Below are 18,825 nucleotides of genomic sequence, written 5' to 3' on the forward strand. Positions count from 1 at the left end.
CATCCTCGATCTTAAAATGATACAGGGGGCGGGCTTTCCACCCCCAACCCGGCGCGCGTTAACGAAAGATAAACGCGAAACTGAGAATTTTCTAATATAACCCAAAAGCGGCTCATGAGGATTAGAAACACCGGCCCGAAGATTGGTACCGCGTATCGGAAGACCGGAGCCGTAGCCGCGATCGTGGCAGCGGCCCTCGCGTCATTTTCCGTGAAGGACGCCTTTGCCTTCAAGCTCTTCGGCATGACGATCTTCGGCAAGGAGGAACCTACCGAGGAGGTCATCGATCCGGTGAATTACACCGTCGACTTTCAGACGGGCAACGCCGACAAGGAACTGAGGGAAGCGCTGGAGACCAGTTCGCTGCTCGTGGGTGACAAGGGCAAGCCGGTTTCCGGCGACCTGGGCGTCGTGATCAAGGCGCGCGACGACCGGGAAAGGCTGATCGCCACGCTCTATGAGCACGCCCGCTATGGCGGCGTCGTCAACATCACCATCAACGGCGTCAATCTCGACAACCTGCCGCCCAACCCGACCTTCAACCATTCGAAACCGGTGCCCGTGGTCGTCCGCATCAACCCTGGCCCGACCTTCACTCTGGGCACGGTCCGGCTGCAAGGTGCCGCCGCGGGCAAGAATGCGAAAAGCTACGGCCTCGTGCCTGGCGGCAACGCCGGCTCGCTCACCATCCTGAAGGCAAGCGCAAAGATCGTCGAGGATCTGAAAAGCGAGGGCCGGCCGCTGGCGAAACTGGAAAACCGCGAGGTCGTCGCCAATCACGCGACAAACAGGATCGACGTGACGCTTACCGCCGAGGGCGGCCCGGTCGCGCCGATCGGCAACGTGGGCATAGCCGGCCAGAGATCGGTCGATCCGGATTTCATCCGTCGCTATTCGCGCCTCAACGACGGCCGACCCTACTCGCCCGAGGCGCTGAAGAAGGCCTCCGACCGTCTGCGCCAGCTCGGCGTCTTCTCGAGCGTGACCATTCGCGAGGCAAGTGAACTGGCGCCGAACGGCACGATTCCCATGACAATCGAGGTTTCCGAGGGCAAGCAGCGCTATTTCGGCTTCGGCGCGCAATATTCGACGATCGACGGCCTCGGGCTTTCCGGATTCTGGGGTCACCGCAACCTCTTCGGCCAGGCCGAGTCCCTGCGTATTGAAGGCGGAATCGCGCGTATCGGGGAAGAATCCGACATCGGCCGCTTCGACTATTCGGCCGGGATCCTGTTTTCCAAGCCCGGCGCGTTCTTCCCGTCCGCGACCTTCAACGCGAGCATCGTTGCGAAAACCGAGCATCCGGATCCCTACAATGCTTCCACCGTGACCGGCGCAACCGGCCTCGTCTATGAACTCACGGACCAGGACCTGATTTCGGGCGGTGGCGAAGTCAGTTGGGAAGACTCCGAGGACGCATTCGGCGATCACCATTACCTGACCTTCTCGCTGCCTTTCGAATACATTCGCGACACCCGCAACGACAAGCTGAACCCGACCGACGGTTATCGTTTCACGGCCTCCACGAAGCCGAGCTACGAGGCCTATATGGGCACGGTCTTTTCCTCCTTTGAAACGTCGGTCTCAGGCTATCAGGCCATCAACGCGGATGACACCATCGTGCTCGCGGCGAAGGTCGCAGGCGGCGTCCTCGTCGGCGGCAACGACCTTGCCGACATTCCGACGACCAGACGCTTCTATGCGGGTGGCGGCGGCTCGGTACGCGGTTACGGCTATCAGGAAATCTCGCCCTACGATGCGGCAGGCGAGGCGACCGGCGGCCGTTCCTACGTGACCGGCTCCTTCGAGGCGCGAATAGGCATTACCGAGACGATCGGGATCGTCCCATTCATCGACGTCGGCAGCGTGACGGACACCACCTTCCCGGACTTCTCCGACGTGCGCCCCGGTGCCGGTATCGGTATCCGGTACGCTACGCCCTTCGGTCCGCTCAGGCTCGATTTCGCGGTGCCGCTGAACAGATTCGAGGATGGAACGGAATACGGTATCTATGCGGGAATAGGACAGTCTTTCTAAGTGAGATCATTTCCATGACGGCCCAGCCTGCATGCAGTCACAAATGCGGTTTAATGTCGCGCTTATGAACATCATGATTCGGGCAACAAAGGCGATTGTGCGTCTTCTTGGCTACGCAGTGGGGGCGATCCTCGTTGCTGCGGTGGTGGCTGTTCTCATTGTCGGATTTACTTCCTTCGGCACGACGCTCATCGTCAACAAGATCGCAAGCCTTGCCTCGACGCCCGACCGTGTCATCACGATCAGCGAACCCGCGGGCCTGCTGACGGGCAAGCTGCGTGCCCGCGAGATACGTGTGGCGGATACCAGGGGCGTGTTCGCGGAGGTCCGCGGCCTCGCCATCGACTGGTCGCCTCTCGCTCTTCTATCCGGCCGGTTCCGTGCCTCCAACATATCGGCCGAGGTGGTCGAGGTCACTCGCGCGCCCGTCACGACGCTGCCCTCCCCGCCCGAAACGCCGGCGGACCAAACGGAGAGCAGCAGATTTTCCCTGCCGGTTGCTATCGACATCGAGCGCCTTGCGCTACCGGACGTGCGGATCGGCAAGGAACTCGCGGGCCAGCCTTTTCCGCTTGCCGCCTCCGGCAAGGTCTATGCCGACAACACGGCAATCGACCTGAAGCTCAATGTCAATCGTTGGGATGTGCCGGACGCGCGCCTTTCCGCTGACATTTCATTTGCGCCGTCGCAGAACAGGCTGGGCCTGAACGCGCAGCTCAGCGAACCGAAGGGTGGCTTCCTGGCCGGCATCCTGCATCTGCCCGGCGATCCGGCGATGGATATCGACCTGTCGGGCGAAGGTCCGTTGTCGAACTGGAGCGGCAAGCTGCAAGCGGCGCTCGATGGCCAGGCCCGTGCGACCCTTGAGGGGCGGCACACGATGACCGACAAGGGCGTCCATCAGGTCCAGGTCAAGGGTGGGGGCGACCTCAGCTCCCTCTTGCCGCCGAACTTCAGGCCGCTCTTTGCCGGCCAGACAAATCTCGACCTTTCGGCAAGCTTTGACGGAACCGGCAAGATCGACATCCAGACCGGCAATCTGGCGACCGGCAGCGCCGTTCTGGCGGCATCCGGAACCCTGGACCCGGCCGGCAACAACAGCCTGAACGCAAACCTGCTCGGCACCTCCGGGCCGGTCGACTTCCGCTGGCCCCTCGATGACGGAGAAGCGCGCTTTCTGATCTCGGGGGCTGACCTTCAGCTCACCGGCGCGGCGAATGCGGCGAAGCTCGGCATGTCGGCCAGCCTCGAATCCGCGACGATGCCGACCGGCACGGTGCGCAGGGTGAAGATCACTGCGGCGAGCGACGCCTTCGACCTCGCCAATCGCGCCGGACTGGTGCAGGTCCGCCTCGTCGCCGGCGAGACCTCCTTCACGAACGCCGACATCGACCGGGCGATCCGTGGCCCGATCACGCTCGCATCGCCACTGCAGATCTCGCGGGAAACAATCGGCTTCAACGGCACCACGCTGGAAAGCGGCCGTATCGGCGGCGGCATTAATGGCGCGCTCACCCTCCCCACGGACGCACTGACCGGCAACTTCCGCTTCTTCTTCCTGCCAGAGGTGCTGCCGGATGCGCTTGCCGGCAAGTTCACCACGACGATCGCGGTCGAGGGCCAGGTCGCGGGCACAGTGCCTTCGAAGATCAATCTCTCCAATCTGAGCCTGAAGTCCGGCACGCTTGAAACGAGCGGCAGCGTCGTGCTCGACGGGGAGACGCTGACGGCCAATCTGGGCGGCAGGGTGCTGGACCTTTCGCGGCTCGTGGACAAGCTGAGCGGCCAGGCCGACTATACGATCACCGCGCAGGGGCCGCTGGATCAGCTGGGCATCGCCGCAAACGTTCGGTCGGAGCGCATTGGCGTGGCGGGACGCACCATCGGCGCCCTCGACATCAATCTCGCCGGTACCGCCGACAGGGCCGCGCCACAAGCCAACGTACGCGCCACCGGCACGATCGACGGCCAGGCCATCGCCGTCAATGCCGACGTCACCTCCCGCGAAGGGCGCACCCAGGTGCCCGCGCTTTCCGTCGACGTCGGCAAGAACCGGCTGCAGGGCAGAATGCAGCTTTCCCAGACCTTCGCGCCGACGGGCGCGCTTACCTTCGACTTCCCGGATATCAGCCTGTTGGCAGCACTGGGCGGACAGGAGGTCGGTGGCGATCTCAAGGGCAGCGTCGACATCTCCAGCGGAGGCGGCAAGATCGGTCTCGCGGTGAAAGCCGCAGGCAGCAGGATCAACCGCGACAACCTCACAATCGTGAAGCCGGATATCAACGTCGCGGTCAGCGATCTCACGGCTCTGGCGGCAAGCGGGACCATATCCGCCGGCGAGATCGCTGCAGGGGCAAACCGGATTGCCGCACCGTCACTGCGCTTTACCCAGAACGGCACGCAGACCGGCTTTGCTCTTGAGGCAAACTACGACGATGCGCCCCTCAAAGCCTCGGGCAGTGTCGAGACGGGCAACGGCCAGACGCTGGTGCGCCTCGACGATCTCGAGGCCACGCCCCGCAAGATCCCAGTCAGGCTCGCCGCCCCGGCCCAGATCGTCATCAGCGGAGGAACGACGAGCTTCAGCGAACTGACGATCGGCACCGGCACCGGATCGGTAACGGTCGACGGCTCCGTCGGCGAGAACCTGAACATCAATGCCAGGATCAAGGAACTGCCGGCTAGCCTTGCCAGCACTTTCCTGCCCGACCTTTCGGCACAGGGCGCGATCTCGGGCACGATCGTTGCCTCTGGCACGCTCGATCCGGCCGGCAGCAAGGACGTAAAGGCCAATCTCGTGGGCGCCGCAGGCCCTGTCGAGTTCGGCTGGCCGATGGAGGGCGGAGAGGCACGCGTTCTGTTCTCCGGTGCCGACCTGCAGATGACCGGTGCCGCCGCAGCCGCCAGGATGGACCTGTCCGTTTCTCTCGATTCCGCGACACTGCCGCAGGGCTCACTCAGCAACATCAAGCTTGCGGCCACGAGCGACAGTTTCGACCTGCCGGGCGTCTCTGGGCCGCTGCAGGTCCGGCTTGACGTAGGCGAGACCTACTTCGTCAATCCCGACCTCAACCGCGCAGTCCGCGGGCCGGTCGCCCTTGCGGCTCCGCTCCGGATTTCCAAAGACGCGATCGCATTCAACGGAACGACGCTCGAGAGCGGCGGCATCAAGGGCGGCGTCGGTGGCTCCTATGCGCTGGCAAGCAAGGCGCTCGACGGCGACTTCCGCTTCTCGATCCAGCCATCGGCCTTGCCGGACGCGGCAGCGTCGAAGTTCGATGGCCCCATCGAACTGCAGGGCAAGATCGCCGGTACGCTTCCGTCGCAGGTCAATATTTCCGGTCTCAGCCTGAAATCGGGAACCTTGGACATGAGCGGCAACGTCGCGCTCAATGACCAGACGCTGACGGCGGAACTTGGCGGCAGGATCCTCAACCTCACCCGGATCCTGGAGAACACAGAAGGACAAGCGGACTTTTCGGTCAGTGCCAAGGGCCCGCTGAGCGCACTCGCGATCGACGCCAACCTCAAGGCAACCGGCGCGAAGATGGTCGGACGGACGCTTGGCAGCCTGGAGATGAACCTCACCGGCACCGCCGATCCGAAGGCGCCGAAGGGAACGCTGCGCGCGACCGGCACGCTCGACGGCCAGCCGATCAACATCGACGCCGACGTCCTTTCCACCGACGGCCGCACGAATATTCCTGCTCTCACCGTGGATGTCGGTGCCAACAGGATGCAGGGCAAGCTTGAATTCTCGCCCACCTTTGAACCGACGGGGGCGCTCACCTTCGACTTTCCGAATATCGGCCTGCTGGCCGCCCTCGGCGGACAGAAGGCAAGCGGCGACCTCAAGGGCTCGGCCAATGTCACGAGCAATGGTGGACGGATTGCCATCAAGCTCAACGCGACCGGCTCCGGCATACGCAGCAACGAGCTGTCGATCGCCAGGCCGAACATCAACCTGACCATTGCCGACCTCAAGGCATTCTCCGCCAGCGGCAATGTCCGGGCCGACGAATTCGCAATGGGCGCCAATCGCATTTCGGGGCTTGCGGTCGACTTCACGCAGAGCGGCACCAGAACGGGTTTCAACCTGAAGGCTGCCTATGACGGAGCGCCGCTCCTCGCCTCCGGTAGCGTCGACAATCGCGATGGGCAGATGCTGGTGAGACTCGACAGCTTCTCGGCCACGCCGCGCAAGATCCCGGTAAGGCTCACCGCGCCGGCCCAGATCACACTGCGGGCCGGAACGGCGACGCTCGGAACGATCAACATCGCGACCGGAGCCGGATCGCTGACCGTCGACGGAACGGCGGGCCAGAACCTGAGGATCAACGCAAGGGTCGCGAATCTCCCCGCAAGCCTTGCCAATACCTTCGTGCCCAATCTCGGCGCCGAAGGCGTTGTTTCCGGCACGGCAAACGTGACGGGTCGGTCGGCCGCACCCGCGGTCACATTCAAGGCCAATTGGGCCGGCGCGGCAACGACCCAGACCAGGGGCGCCGGCGTCGCACCATTCAGCATCGCAACTGACGGCCACTTCGAGAACAACAGGGTGACGATCAACATTACCCTGACGGGCGACCGGGGACTTTCGCTGAGAGGCGGCGGCAGCGTTTCCCTCGCAGGTAAAAGAGCGCTCGACCTGAGGTTCAACGGCAACCTGCCATTCGGCCTCGCCGCGGCCCAGCTAGCACGGCAGGGCATGGTGATGGAGGGCAATGCCAACGTGAACCTCGCAATCAGCGGGACGGCAGCCGCGCCGATCATCAACGGCACGATCACCACCGATGGCGGCAGAGTGATCGACGTCCGCCGCAACCTCGCCATCAACAGCCTCGCGGCAACGATCACCTTCAACGGGCAGCAGGCAACCATTTCACGCTTCTCCGGCAGGCTCGCGAGCGGCGGCAGCGTTTCGGCGAGCGGAACCATCGGCATCCGCCCGGAAGCCGGCTTCCCCGCCGACATCTCGATCCGGCTGGACAACGCCACCTATGTCGACGGTACGCTGGTTGTCGCGACCGTCAACGGCACGGTCGCCATCCGTGGCCCGCTCGTCTCATCTCCCGTCGTCAGCGGCTCACTGCGGCTCGAGCGCGCCTCGATCACCATACCCGAGCGGCTGCCGGCATCTCTGGCGGAGATCAACGTCAGGCACGTGAACGCGCCGCCCGCCGTCCGGGCTCAGCTGCGCGACGAGCAACCTGCGCAGGCCAGCGCGAAATCCTCCTCCCTCGGCCTCGACCTTAAGATCGATGCACCCTCGCACATCTTCGTACGCGGTCGCGGCATCGACGCCGAACTCGGCGGCAGCGTCACCATCCGCGGCACGGCGGCAGCGCCCATCGTCTCCGGCGGCTTCACCATGCGCCGCGGCCGGATGACCATCCTGAGCCGCAGGCTCGATTTCGCCGACAGGAGCCGGATCACCTTCGGCGGCGATCTCACCCCGACGCTCGACATGGAGGCAACCTCGAGTTCCGGATCGACGACGCTGATCATCGATGTGTCGGGCCTTGCCACCGATCCCTCGATCACCTTCTCCTCCTCGCCGGCACTGCCGCAGGACGAGGTCCTGGCACAGCTCATCTTCGGCCAGTCGATGTCGCGGCTTTCGCCCATACAGATCGCACAGCTGGCAGATGCCGTCAGCCAGCTTGCGGGGGGCCGGTCGACCTCGCTGTTCGAAGGACTGCGAAGCAACCTCGGCATCGATGATCTCGACGTTTCGACCGACGCGAGGGGCCAGACCCGCGTCAGCGCCGGGCGCTACATCAACGACCGGACCTATCTTGAGCTGCAGCAGGGCGGCAGCAGCGGCAGCAAGGCCATCATCAACCTCGACGTCGGCCGCGGCTTCAAGCTGCGCGGCGCGGCGGGCGCGAATGGCTCAGGCGAAGCGGGCATCGTCTACGAGCGCGAATATTAAGCGCATCGTCCCCGGCACTGTGGGCAGTTTCTAGAAGCCGGTCTTGCTCGTCTTCAGGAGAATGTTCGTCTCCGTGGAGTTGATACCGTCGATCAGCCGGATGCGCCGCAGGGTCGCGTCGAAGGCGGGAAGATCCCGTTCCTCGAGCTCGGCGATGAAATCCCATTTGCCGTTCGTGCTGTGGAGCGCCCTCACCTGCGGCAGGCCGCGAAGCTGATCGGCCACCTTGTCCGCGAGCTTGCCGAGAACCTCGATCAGCACGATGGCGCGCACGCCGGCGGCGCGAGTCTCGTGGCCGGTGCGGATCGTGAAGCCGGTAATCGTGCCGCTTGCCACCAACCGCTCAATGCGCGCGGCAACCGTCGCCCGCGAGGCACCCGTCATTGAAGCCAGCGAGGAGACCGAGATTCGGGCATTGTGGCGCAAGGCACTCAGGAGTTCGGTATCGAGGTCGTCCACGTTTTCACTTTGTCAAATCGGTGTTATCAGTTTGCGTAATCATAATGCATTTCTGGCATTTTTCCATCTTTTTGCCGCCACCGCAATATTTCAATATCGGCCGAAACAGGCCTCAGAACGGAGCCCCCGCAATGGATTCACAATCGCGATCTGTCACCCTTATCGGCGTTCCCCTCGAGGAGGGTTCCGGACGCAGGGGCGCCGCCATGGGCCCCGCAGCGCTGCGCATTGCCGGGGTCGACCAGACGCTCGTCGATCTCGGCCATGACGTCGCCGACTTTGGTGATCTGCGCGTGGTGCCGGCCATGGACCTGCCCAACCATCCGAAGGCGCATCACCTGCGGATCATCGGCGCCTATACCCGGGCGCTCGAGGCCGCAACCTATGACGCCGCGAAATCCGGCCGCTTCCCGCTGATCCTCGGCGGCGACCATAGCCTCTCGATGGGCAGCGTTTCCGGCATGGCACGCTATGCCGCCGAAATGCGCCGTCCGCTCTTCGTGCTCTGGCTCGACGCCCATTCTGATTTCAATTCTCCCGCGACCTCGCCCTCCGGCAATATTCACGGCATGCCGGTCGCCTATTTCTGCGGGGAAGCGGAATTTGCCGAAATCCTGCCGAAGGACCGCCCGCTTGTCGCGCCCAAGAACGTCTTCCAGGTCGGCATTCGCTCCGTCGATCCGCATGAGCGGGAAGAGATCCGCAAGCACGGCGTCAACGTCTTCGACATGCGCGCGATCGACGAGCAGGGCGTGGCCGCCACCATACGCGACGTCATCAAGACCGTGGGCGAGGCCGGCGGTCTGCTGCATGTCAGCCTAGACGTGGATTTCCTCGATCCGGATATCGCGCCGGGCGTCGGCACGACCGTGCCGGGCGGTGCGACCTTCCGCGAGGCGCATCTCGTGATGGAGATGCTTTCGGACAGCGGCCTGGTGTCCTCACTCGATCTCGTCGAACTCAATCCTTTTCTCGACGACCGGGGAAAGAGCGCCCGCATCCTGGTCGAGCTGACGGCAAGCCTCTTCGGCCGCCGCATCTTCGACCGGCCGACGCGCGCCGCATGACATCAAGGGAGGCAGGGCAATGAACGCGACAAACCTCATCGACACCGAACAGCGCCTCGGTGCACATAACTACAAACCGCTCGACGTGGTGCTCACGCGTGGCGAAGGGGTCTATGTCTGGGATACGGACGGCAAGCGCTATCTTGATTGCCTTTCCGCCTACTCCGCGGTCAACCAGGGCCACTGCCACCCGAAGATCCGCGAGGCGATGATCGAGCAGTCCGCCAGGCTGACGCTCACCTCCCGCGCCTTCCGCAACGATCAGCTCGCCCATTTCTACGAGGAAGTCGCCGCACTCACAGGATCCCACAAGGTCCTGCCGATGAATTCCGGTGCCGAGGCGGTCGAAACTGCCATCAAGGCCGTCCGCAAATGGGGCTACGAGGTGAAGGGCGTCCCGGAGGGCAAGGCGGAGATCATCGTCTGCGCCGACAATTTCCACGGCCGTACGCTCAGCATCATCAGCTTCTCGACCGATCCGGATGCGCGCGCGGGCTTCGGCCCCTATACGCCGGGTTTCCGGATCGTGCCCTTCGGTGACGCCGATGCCTTTGCAGCCGCCATCAACGAGAACACGGTCGCGGCCCTCATCGAGCCGATCCAGGGCGAAGCGGGCGTCATCATTCCGCCTGCGGGCTACTTCACCCGCGTCCGCGAACTCTGCACGACAAACAAGGTGACGCTGATACTGGACGAAATCCAGACCGGCCTCGGGCGCACCGGGAAAATGCTTGCCGAAGAGCACGAAGGCATCGAGGCCGACGTGACGCTGATCGGTAAGGCACTGTCGGGCGGTTTCTATCCCGTCTCCGCGGTTCTCTCCAATTCCGAGGTGCTCGGCGTCCTGAAGCCCGGCCAGCATGGTTCGACCTTCGGCGGCAATCCGCTCGCCTGTGCCGTGGCGCGTGCCGCACTCCGCGTCCTGACCGAGGAAGGCATGATCGAAAATGCCGCGACGATGGGCGAATATTTCATGGACGGCCTGCGCTCCATTCGCTCCAACATCGTGAAGGATGTTCGAGGCCGCGGCCTTATGATGGCGGTGGAACTGGAACCCGAGGCCGGTGGCGCGCGCTCCTATTGCTATGCGCTCAAGGACCTTGGTCTCCTCGCCAAGGACACGCACGAGCACACGATCCGACTGGCGCCGCCCCTCATCATCACCAGGGCGCAGGTCGATTGGTCTGTCGAGCAGATCGCGCGGGTATTGGGCACCTGAACGCCAAAAAAGTGACGGGGAGTCGGACCAGCCGGCCTCCCCATCTGGCGCGTATTCAAACCCCTAAAAATCCGTGGTTCATTAAATATTTATTCATGACGTAAGGCTAATTTTCGCCTAGGCGTCGATGCGCCCGCCCGCATGATGCGCTGCCACGACGCCGGATTAAGCCGGCATGTAACCACCCTCATGAAATTACCGCCCGCCCCAAGCACGCGGGAAGCGACCGCCATCGGCAACGGATCGGCGCGCGAAGGCGCGTCCTCGTCCGGTCGGTACCGCTCCGCATGCGCCAAGGGCCGGCCAACGGCACGGGAATGGAGAACGCATGAGTGTACTATTGGCAGGCTTCGGCAGCGATCCGAAGGCAATCATCGGCGCACTGCACAGGTCGCAGGCGATCATCGAGTTCGACATGACAGGCAGGATTCTCAGCGCCAACGAGAACTTCTGCCGCGCGATGGGCTACAGCCTTTCGGAAATCAAGGGCAAGCACCACAGCATCTTCTGTGATCCAGCCTATGCCGCTTCTCCTGCCTATAGGGAATTCTGGGCGAACCTCGGCCGCGGCACGTTCGATGCACGCGAATACAAGCGCATTGGTAAGGGTGGCAAGGAAGTCTGGATCCAGGCCTCGTACAATCCGGTACTCTCCGGCGGCAAGCCTTACAAGGTGGTGAAGATTGCGACCGACATCACCGCCGCCAAGCTGAAATCCGCCGAGGACGAGGGAAAGCTGAGCGCGTTGTCCCGCGCCCAGGCCGTGATCGAGTTCACACCCGACGGCACCATCCTGACGGCGAACGACAATTTCCTTTCCGTCCTGGACTATCGGCTGGAGGAGATCGTCGGCAGGCACCACAGGATGTTCTGCGATCCTGACTATGTGCAGGGCGAGGACTACCGCCGCTTCTGGGCAAAGCTTGCCGCCGGTGAATTCGTCGCCGAGGAGTTCAAGCGGATCGGAAAGGGCGGCAAGATCGTCTGGATCCAAGCCTCGTACAACCCGATCTTCGACATGAACGGCAAGGTCTTCAAGGTCGTGAAGTTCGCGACCGACATCACGGAGCGTGTCCGCGCCGTGGACGATCTGGCTTCCGGCCTCACCGCGCTTTCCGGCGGCGACCTGACGACACGCATCGACCAGCCCTTCATCCCGACGCTGGAGAAGGTCCGCACGGACTTCAACGCCTCTATCGAAAAGCTCCAGCTGGCGATGCGCACGGTCGGCGAGAACGGCGAGGCGATCGCTGCCGGCTCCCGCGAGATCCTTTCGGCCTCTGACGATCTCGCCAAGCGCACCGAGCAGCAGGCCGCTGCTGTCGAGGAGACAGCCGCGGCACTCGACGAGATCACGCAGACGGTCGCCGACAGCGCCCGCCGGGCCGAGCAGGCAGGCAACCTTGTGTCTCAGACGAAACAGGACGCGGAGCATTCGGGCGAGGTCGTCCGCAACGCCGTCGATGCGATGGGGCAGATCGAGCGATCTTCAGGCGAGATCAGCAACATCATCAGCGTCATCGACGAAATCGCCTTCCAGACCAATCTTCTGGCGCTGAATGCCGGTGTCGAGGCTGCCCGCGCCGGCGAGGCAGGCAAGGGCTTCGCAGTCGTCGCACAGGAGGTTCGCGAGCTCGCACAGCGCTCGGCCACCGCCGCCAAGGAGATCAAGGCCCTGATCACCGCCTCCTCGGGCCACGTCAAGAACGGCGTCGCCCTGGTCGGTGAGACCGGTACGGCTCTGCGGAAGATCGTCACGCAGGTTTCCGAGATCAACAGCAACGTCGCCGCAATCGTCGAAGCCACCCGTGAGCAGTCCACCGGACTGACCGAGATCAACAAGGCGGTCAACGCCATGGACCAGGGCACGCAGAAGAACGCCGCCATGGTCGAGCAGACGACGGCTGCCAGCCACAGCCTGGCCCGGCAGGCCGAAACCCTTAGGAATCTGCTGTCGCAATTTAGGTTTGGGCAACATTCTTCCGCTAGGCTTTCGGAAGTGCGTCCCGATGCCCATCGCCCGATGGCATCGCCAGCGCGAAATCTTCTGGCAAAGGTCGCCCGCGCCAACGGTGGCGGCGCTGCTGCTCAGGTTCAGGATAGTTGGGAAGAGTTCTAATGGCCACGATCAATTCGACTAGCTTCAGCGGCGATACACTGGAAATCATTGCCTTTCGCCTGCACGACCAGGAATTCTGCGTCAAGACGACCACCATCCGCGAAATCCGCGGCTGGGCGCCTTCCACGCCGATCCCGCATGCGCCGGCCGATGTCATCGGCGTCATGAACCTGCGCGGCTCGGTCATTCCGATCATCGACCTCGCCTACAAGCTCGGCATGAAGAGCACGGTTGCCAATGAGCGCAGCGCCATCGTCGTTGCCGAAGTCCACAGCATGGTCATCGGCATGCTCGTCGATCGTGTCTCGGACATCCTCACCATCGCCTCGAACCAGGTGCAGCCGGTCCCGGAAGTCACCGCTTCCTTCGATCGCGCCTTTTGCGAGGGCATCATCGCCACCGAGAATGGCATGATCTGCTTCCTGAACCTCGCCAAGATGTTCAAGGAAAACGAACAGGACGAACTGGCAGCCTGAGCGGAGAATACTACGCCGCTCCATCCGACCTTGAGCCGCTCCGACCTTCGGGGCGGCTTTGCTTTTTGCGGAAGTCTCCGGTCCCTCCGAAAAGCAGAAGCGGCCCATGAGGCCGCTTCCCTTTGCTCAAATTTGCAGCCGTAGGGCTTAGCCAAACAGCTTGTATGCGCTCTGGACCGTCACCCAGATACCCCAAAGCAGCGGGATACCGACGGCGGCCCATGCGAGGGCAGCCTTCCCATCCAGACCGCCCGTGCCGATGCCGAAGGATCCCGTCGGGCCGGCATTTGCCGCGACCGACTTTGCCTGCAGCGCGGAGACCTCCTCGTCGGACATGAACCACTTCTCCGGAAGCGGCCGCACAAGCGCATTGGCGATCAGGCCGAGGGCAAGCATGCCCGCAAGGATATACATCGTACCGGTATAGAGCGCCGGGCCAGGAGCAACACCGGCGGCGATCTGCGCTTCGCGGATATAGTTCACCACGACCGGACCGACGATGCCGGCCGTCGCCCAGGCCGTCAGCAGACGTCCATGGATCGCGCCAACGAACTGCGTACCGAAGATGTCGGCAAGATAAGCCGGGATCGTCGCGAAGCCACCGCCATACATCGACAGGATGATACCGAACGCGAGGACGAAGAGCGCCTTGTTACCCATGTCGGCAAGCGAAGGGGCCACCGCATAGAGCACGATGCCGAGGACGAAGAAGGTAAAGTAGGTGTTCTTGCGGCCGATCTTGTCGGAAAGCGACGCCCAGAAGAAGCGGCCACCGATGTTGAAGAGCGAGAGCAGCCCGGCAAAGCCGGCGGCGATGGTTGCGATCTGCGCCTTCTGGCCGGCGTCGAGCTGCGAGAAGGTGAGATCCGGCAGGCCGATCAGCGAACCTGCGAAGATTTCTTGCAGCATGGGCGACGCCATGCCGATGACGCCGATGCCGGCCGAAACGTTAAGGCAGAGGACTGCCCAGATGAGCCAGAACTGCTTCGTCTTGTGCGCGTCCCGCAGATGTACGTGGCGATGCGTGATCATCGTGCTCTTGGCTGCAGGCGGCGTCCAGCCTTCCGGGCGCCAGCCCGCCGGCGGGATGCGATAGCCAAAGGCGCCGCCCATCATGAAGACGAAATAGATGACGGCCATGACGACGAAGGTCTGCCAGACACCGACGGAGGCATCCGTCTTGAAGTGGTTCATCAGCAGGTTCGCGAGCGGAGCGCCAATCATCGCGCCGCCGCCGAAGCCCATGATGGCCATGCCGGTAGCCATACCGCGGCGATCCGGAAACCACTTGATGAGGGTCGAAACCGGGGAGATGTAGCCCAGGCCGAGACCGACGCCGCCGATGACGCCTGCGCCGAGCCACATCAGCCAGAGCTGGTGCGAGATGACGCCGACCGCGGCAATGAGAATGCCGCCACACCAGCAGCAAGCCGAAACGACACCGGCCTTGCGCGGTCCCGCACGTTCGAGCCAGCCGCCCCAGATCGCGGCCGAGGAACCCAGCAGGACGAAAAAGAGCGTGTAGATCCAGCCGAGATCGGCAACACGCCAATCGCAGCTCGTCGTGAAGAGCGCCGACAGAAGCGTGAGATCGGCGCAGGTTGCGGACGCGGTGATGCCGATCGATCGCGAAAGCGGCAGCCAGAACACGCTGAAGCCATAAGCCATGCCGATACAGAGGTGGATGGCAAGTGCGGCCGGCGGAACCAGCCAGCGGTTGAAGCCAGGCCTTGCGATGATCCGTTCGCGGTCGAGGATGCCTGATCCCGCGAGCCCGCCTAGTGTTTCAGTCGTTGCAGACATTCAATTTTCCTCCCAGCCGCCGTTGCCTGCGGCATTCTCAATCCCCGATTTGCAGGCCATCATATGGGGCGCGCGTTCTTCCTCACGATCACCGACAACCTGCCCTAGGCAGGTTGCAATGGCCGTGCCAATTGGCAGCATGAGCTAATTCAATGAGTTAGCGGTGCAGGAGGGTTGCCTATGGACAGATTGTCCAGAACAAGGCGGACAAATTGTCCAAAGCGCGTCAGTCGGCTTCCGGAAGCCAGATGGTGAAGGTCGTCCCTTTCGCTGGCGTGCTGGTGGCCGTGATGTGCCCGCCCTGCCGGGTAACCAGCGTCTGGCTTATCGAGAGGCCGAGGCCCGTTCCCTCGCGGCGCTTGGTCGTGAAGAACGGGTCGAATATCCGCTCCATCGTTTCCGAGCTCATGCCGATCCCCGTATCGCTGACCTCGATGGCGATTCCGGGCCGTTCTTCTCCATCCTTGTCGAAGGTGCGAATGGAGAGCTTGCCGCCATCCGGCATGGCGTGGATCGCATTGACGATCAGGTTGACGAGCACCTGCTGCAGCTCGGTGCGGTTCATGGCGACAAGGCGAGACGCCTTGTCCTCCCGCTGAAGGACGATTGCCGCGCTGCCGAGAAGATGCTGCACGAGCGGAATGCAATCGGAAACCGCGTCGCCGGGCGAGGTGCGCTCCACATAGCCCGCATATTCCTCTGGCCGGGCGAACTGCAGGAGCTTGGCGACAATCTGGCTGATCCGGTGGATTTGCTCGTCGATCAGGCGGAACTCGGTCTTGACCGGCGCGATCTCTTCGCGCAGCAGGCTGCGCACCACATCGAGGTTTCCCTGCATGACCGCGATCGGATTGTTGATCTCGTGCGCAACGCCCGCCGTGATCTCGCCGATTGCTGCGAGCTTCTCCGACATGATGAGCTGCTTGGTGGCTGCTTCGAGCTGCCGGTTGGCGAGCTCGAGCTCGTGGGTGCGCTCCTCGACGCGCGCATTCAGCTCCTCGTTCCATGCCCTGAGTTCGCGATCGCGCTGCTGCAACTGATCGAGCAAGCCGTCGAGGTGGCCTGCCACGCGGCCGATTTCGTCGTCCGCCTGCCGCAGATGCGTCCGTGCGCCGAGATCGCCGCCCTCGACCTTCGCGATGGTCCCGGTCATCCGCTCCAGCGGCTGGAAGATCCCCCGCGCCCAGCGAAGGAAGATCGGTACGCTTGCAGCGGCGACGGCAAGAAAGGCGAGCGCGACGGTGAGCAGCGTCTGGTATTTCGCGCGCGAGAACGGCGCCTCCAGAAATCCGACATAGAGCATGCCGACCCGCTTGCCGAAGCTGTCCGTAATCGGTTCGTAGGCGGAAATGTACCAGTCATTGACCACGAAGGCGCTGTCGCGCCAGGTCTGCCCCTCGTCAAGCACGGCCGAACGCACAGCGCTGGAAACGCGCGTGCCGAGCGCGCGCCGATTTTCGAACAGGCGCACGTTCGTGCTGATGCGGACATCATCGAGAAAGAGCGTCGCCGTGCCCTGGCTGCCTTCGGGCAGGCTGGCGTCGCTGTAGACCAGGTCGTTGATGGTGTCGATGAAGACGAGGTTCTGGTTGAGAAGTATGCCTCCGACAAGCGCGCCCTCGCCACCGTCGAGCGTGACCGGGCTTGCCGAGTGGACGACCATGCCACGCATCTCGACTGTTCGATCGGAAGGGACCGCGTTGGGCGTGGAGACCAGCTCGATGCGGGCCCGTTCGGCGAGCCGAGGGGAGATCAGGGTCAGTTCCCGATCGGAGAAGATATCGATGGCGGTCGATGCCCTGCCATCAAGTGCCGACTGTAGAACGGGCCAATCCGCCTTTGCGGACCCCTCCGAAATGCCGCTGGCCGAGGTCGCGACCCGTCCCTGGCCGTCCGCCACGTAGAGAAAGTCGAGGCCGAGCTCGACTCGGCTCGCTTCGAGAAAATCGGCCATCTGGCGCTCGCCGCCGGTCGCCGCCACCTCCTTGAACCGAGCCGACAGCGCCAGCGCCTGGACATGCTCGCCGGTGTTTTCCAGGATGCGCGAGAGGTATTGATGGGCGATCGTCAGGTCGCCGTTGACCTTCGTAATCAGCAGGGAGTCGAATTTCGCGTTCCACCGCGCCATGGTGGCGCCGAGCAGCAGAGGCAGGATGACGAGCGTCGGCAGAAGCGCGATGGCGAGCAGCCTGAAACGGATTGATCGGCCCGGACGCGTGCGGACAGGCTTTGCCGATGCCTCAGACATTCCAGGCAGCACACTTCCGATCTATGGTCTTCCGCGAAACACCGAGGCGCCGCGCCGCCTCGTCGCGGTTGCCGGAGACCTCTTCCAGGACGGCAAGAATATGCCGCCGCTCGACCTCATCCAGCGTTCCGGCCGCTCCGTCCGGTTGAGGGGACGTGCTTGCGCGGAAATCCTCCGGAAACTTGCCGAGGATGAGGGAGCGTTCGATCAGATTGCGAAGCTCGCGCACATTTCCGGGCCAGGTGTAGCGCGCCAGGGCAGCGCGAACAGATGCATCGATCTGCACCGGCGGCATGCCGAGCTGCTGCGACAGCTTGCTCATGAAGAGGGCGGCAAGGGCCTGCACGTCGTCGCCGCGCTCCCTGAGCGGCGGCAGGTAGAGCTGCATCACGTTGATGCGGTAGAAGAGATCCGCGCGGAAGCGCCCCTTCGCCACCTGCGCGTGAAGGTCGGCATTGGTCGCGAAAATGAAGCGCAGGTCGACAGGAACCTCGCGCTCGGCGCCCACGGGGCGCACGCGGCGGTCCTCGATCACACGCAGGAGCTTGCTCTGGGTCGCAAGCGGCATCTCGCCTATTTCGTCCAGAAACAGCGTCCCACCCTGGGCATGGACGAAGAGCCCTTCTCGCGCCGCCTCTGCGCTGGTGAAAGCCCCCTTGATATGACCGAAGAGCTCGCTCTCGATCATTTCAGGCGGGATGGCAGCGCAGTTGACGGGGACGAACGGCTTGTCGGCCCGATCGGAAAGTGAATGGAGCGAGCGAGCCGCGACCTCCTTGCCGGTCCCCGATTCGCCGCTCAGGAGCACCGAAGTCGGAAGCGGCGCCACCCGCGAAATGGTCTCGCGTACCTGGCGGATCGCCGTCGACTCGCCGATCAGCTTTTCCCGCAGCAGCAGGTGGTCCGACGTGGAACGCAGCTCATAGCGCAGCACGAAATTCTCTCGCTGCAGGCGGACACGATCGAGACAGCGGGCGACGGCATTGAGGATCTGGTTCGAACGGAAGGGCTTCAGCACGAAGTCGACCGCGCCCGCCCGAAGTGCCTGGATCGCGGTCTCGAGATCGGCATAGGCGGTGATCAGGATGGCATCGGCGAAAAAGCCGATCGCCCGCTGCTCCGCCAGCCAGTCCACGCCGTTCTTGCCGGGCATGATGTTGTCGAGGATGACAACGTCGAAATGCTGCGTGTCGAGCTTGCGGGAGGCTTCGTCCGTATCGGCCGCTTCCTCGATGCGCTTGCATCGGGGCCCGAGCGTACGGACCAGGAAGTTGCGCATACCCGGTTCGTCGTCGACGATCAGAATGGATGCCTGAGCCAGCCAGGGGCCGAATTCAGGATCGCGCGCTGCCTCCACCGCTTTTCGCGTGACCTCTGCCTGTACCATTTCTCCTCCCGCGGCTGTTGTGTCCGCGTTCCCCAATCCATAGCAGAGGCTGCAGGGAAATCAAAAGCTTCCGGG

At 63.4% G+C, this 18,825-nt stretch carries 10 protein-coding genes; 6 read left to right on the top strand and 4 right to left on the bottom strand.

What is annotated here, in order from left to right; genetic code table 11:
• Positions 1 to 114: 114 nt before the first annotated feature.
• Both EV286_RS10730 and EV286_RS10735 read left to right on the top strand, forming a co-directional pair.
• A complete protein-coding gene (locus EV286_RS10730; protein WP_132957030.1) occupies positions 115 to 2,037 on the top strand; it encodes an autotransporter assembly complex family protein in 1,923 nt (640 codons plus the stop codon).
• 73 nt (positions 2,038 to 2,110) lie between these two features.
• On the top strand, positions 2,111 to 7,972 hold the full coding sequence (locus EV286_RS10735; protein WP_245500679.1) for a translocation/assembly module TamB domain-containing protein: 5,862 nt from the start codon (positions 2,111 to 2,113) through the stop codon (positions 7,970 to 7,972).
• Positions 7,973 to 8,002: 30 nt separating this feature from the next.
• On the opposite strand, the gene EV286_RS10740 is transcribed toward EV286_RS10735, so the two are convergent.
• The gene (locus tag EV286_RS10740; RefSeq protein WP_132957032.1) at positions 8,003 to 8,431 is read right to left on the bottom strand and encodes an Lrp/AsnC family transcriptional regulator; all 429 of its coding nucleotides are present in this window, start codon (positions 8,429 to 8,431) and stop codon (positions 8,003 to 8,005) included.
• Positions 8,432 to 8,562: 131 nt separating this feature from the next.
• Between EV286_RS10740 and rocF the strand changes: the two genes are divergently transcribed.
• The 4 genes from rocF to EV286_RS10760 all read left to right on the top strand — a co-directional run bounded on the left by rocF (position 8,563) and on the right by EV286_RS10760 (position 13,312).
• Positions 8,563 to 9,498, top strand: coding sequence for an arginase (gene rocF / locus EV286_RS10745; RefSeq protein ID WP_132957033.1), 936 nt, complete (start codon positions 8,563 to 8,565; stop codon positions 9,496 to 9,498).
• 19 nt (positions 9,499 to 9,517) lie between these two features.
• On the top strand, positions 9,518 to 10,717 hold the full coding sequence (rocD, locus tag EV286_RS10750) for an ornithine--oxo-acid transaminase (protein WP_132957034.1): 1,200 nt from the start codon (positions 9,518 to 9,520) through the stop codon (positions 10,715 to 10,717).
• 328 nt (positions 10,718 to 11,045) lie between these two features.
• Complete coding sequence (locus EV286_RS10755; RefSeq protein ID WP_132957035.1) at positions 11,046 to 12,836, top strand: PAS domain-containing methyl-accepting chemotaxis protein; 1,791 nt, start codon at positions 11,046 to 11,048, stop codon at positions 12,834 to 12,836.
• Positions 12,836 to 13,312, top strand: a complete 477-nt coding sequence (locus tag EV286_RS10760; RefSeq protein WP_132957036.1) for a chemotaxis protein CheW — start codon at positions 12,836 to 12,838, stop codon at positions 13,310 to 13,312. Before EV286_RS10755 ends, EV286_RS10760 begins: the two co-directional genes overlap by 1 nt.
• A gap of 147 nt (positions 13,313 to 13,459) precedes the next feature.
• On the opposite strand, the gene EV286_RS10765 is transcribed toward EV286_RS10760, so the two are convergent.
• The 3 genes from EV286_RS10765 to EV286_RS10775 form a co-directional block, all read right to left on the bottom strand.
• Entirely contained in the window at positions 13,460 to 15,115 is a 1,656-nt protein-coding gene (locus tag EV286_RS10765) for an OFA family MFS transporter (protein ID WP_132957037.1), read from the bottom strand.
• Between the two features lie 226 nt (positions 15,116 to 15,341).
• Positions 15,342 to 17,363: a cache domain-containing protein gene (locus EV286_RS10770; protein WP_132957038.1), complete on the bottom strand. Its 2,022-nt coding sequence runs from the start codon at positions 17,361 to 17,363 to the stop codon at positions 15,342 to 15,344.
• Positions 17,356 to 18,750 carry a sigma-54 dependent transcriptional regulator gene (locus EV286_RS10775; RefSeq protein ID WP_132957039.1) on the bottom strand — a complete coding sequence of 465 codons (1,395 nt, stop codon included), beginning with the start codon at positions 18,748 to 18,750 and terminating at the stop codon, positions 17,356 to 17,358. Before EV286_RS10775 ends, EV286_RS10770 begins: the two co-directional genes overlap by 8 nt.
• Positions 18,751 to 18,825: the final 75 nt, after the last annotated feature.

Origin of the sequence: Rhizobium sp. BK251 (assembly GCF_004345245.1) — a bacterium.
In the GTDB taxonomy this organism is placed as follows: Bacteria; Pseudomonadota; Alphaproteobacteria; order Rhizobiales; family Rhizobiaceae; genus Rhizobium.

Bases quoted from the DNA above. Each gene is read 5' to 3' on its own strand.
- EV286_RS10770 (WP_132957038.1), bottom strand. From the start codon at position 17,363: ATGTCTGAGGCATCGGCAAAGCCTGTCCGCACGCGTCCGGGCCGATCA.
- EV286_RS10755 (WP_132957035.1), top strand. From the start codon at position 11,046: ATGAGTGTACTATTGGCAGGCTTCGGCAGCGATCCGAAGGCAATCATC.
- EV286_RS10735 (WP_245500679.1), top strand. From the start codon at position 2,111: ATGATTCGGGCAACAAAGGCGATTGTGCGTCTTCTTGGCTACGCAGTG.
- EV286_RS10775 (WP_132957039.1), bottom strand. From the start codon at position 18,750: ATGGTACAGGCAGAGGTCACGCGAAAAGCGGTGGAGGCAGCGCGCGAT.
- rocF (WP_132957033.1), top strand. From the start codon at position 8,563: ATGGATTCACAATCGCGATCTGTCACCCTTATCGGCGTTCCCCTCGAG.
- rocD (WP_132957034.1), top strand. From the start codon at position 9,518: ATGAACGCGACAAACCTCATCGACACCGAACAGCGCCTCGGTGCACAT.
- EV286_RS10760 (WP_132957036.1), top strand. From the start codon at position 12,836: ATGGCCACGATCAATTCGACTAGCTTCAGCGGCGATACACTGGAAATC.
- EV286_RS10765 (WP_132957037.1), bottom strand. From the start codon at position 15,115: ATGTCTGCAACGACTGAAACACTAGGCGGGCTCGCGGGATCAGGCATC.
- EV286_RS10730 (WP_132957030.1), top strand. From the start codon at position 115: ATGAGGATTAGAAACACCGGCCCGAAGATTGGTACCGCGTATCGGAAG.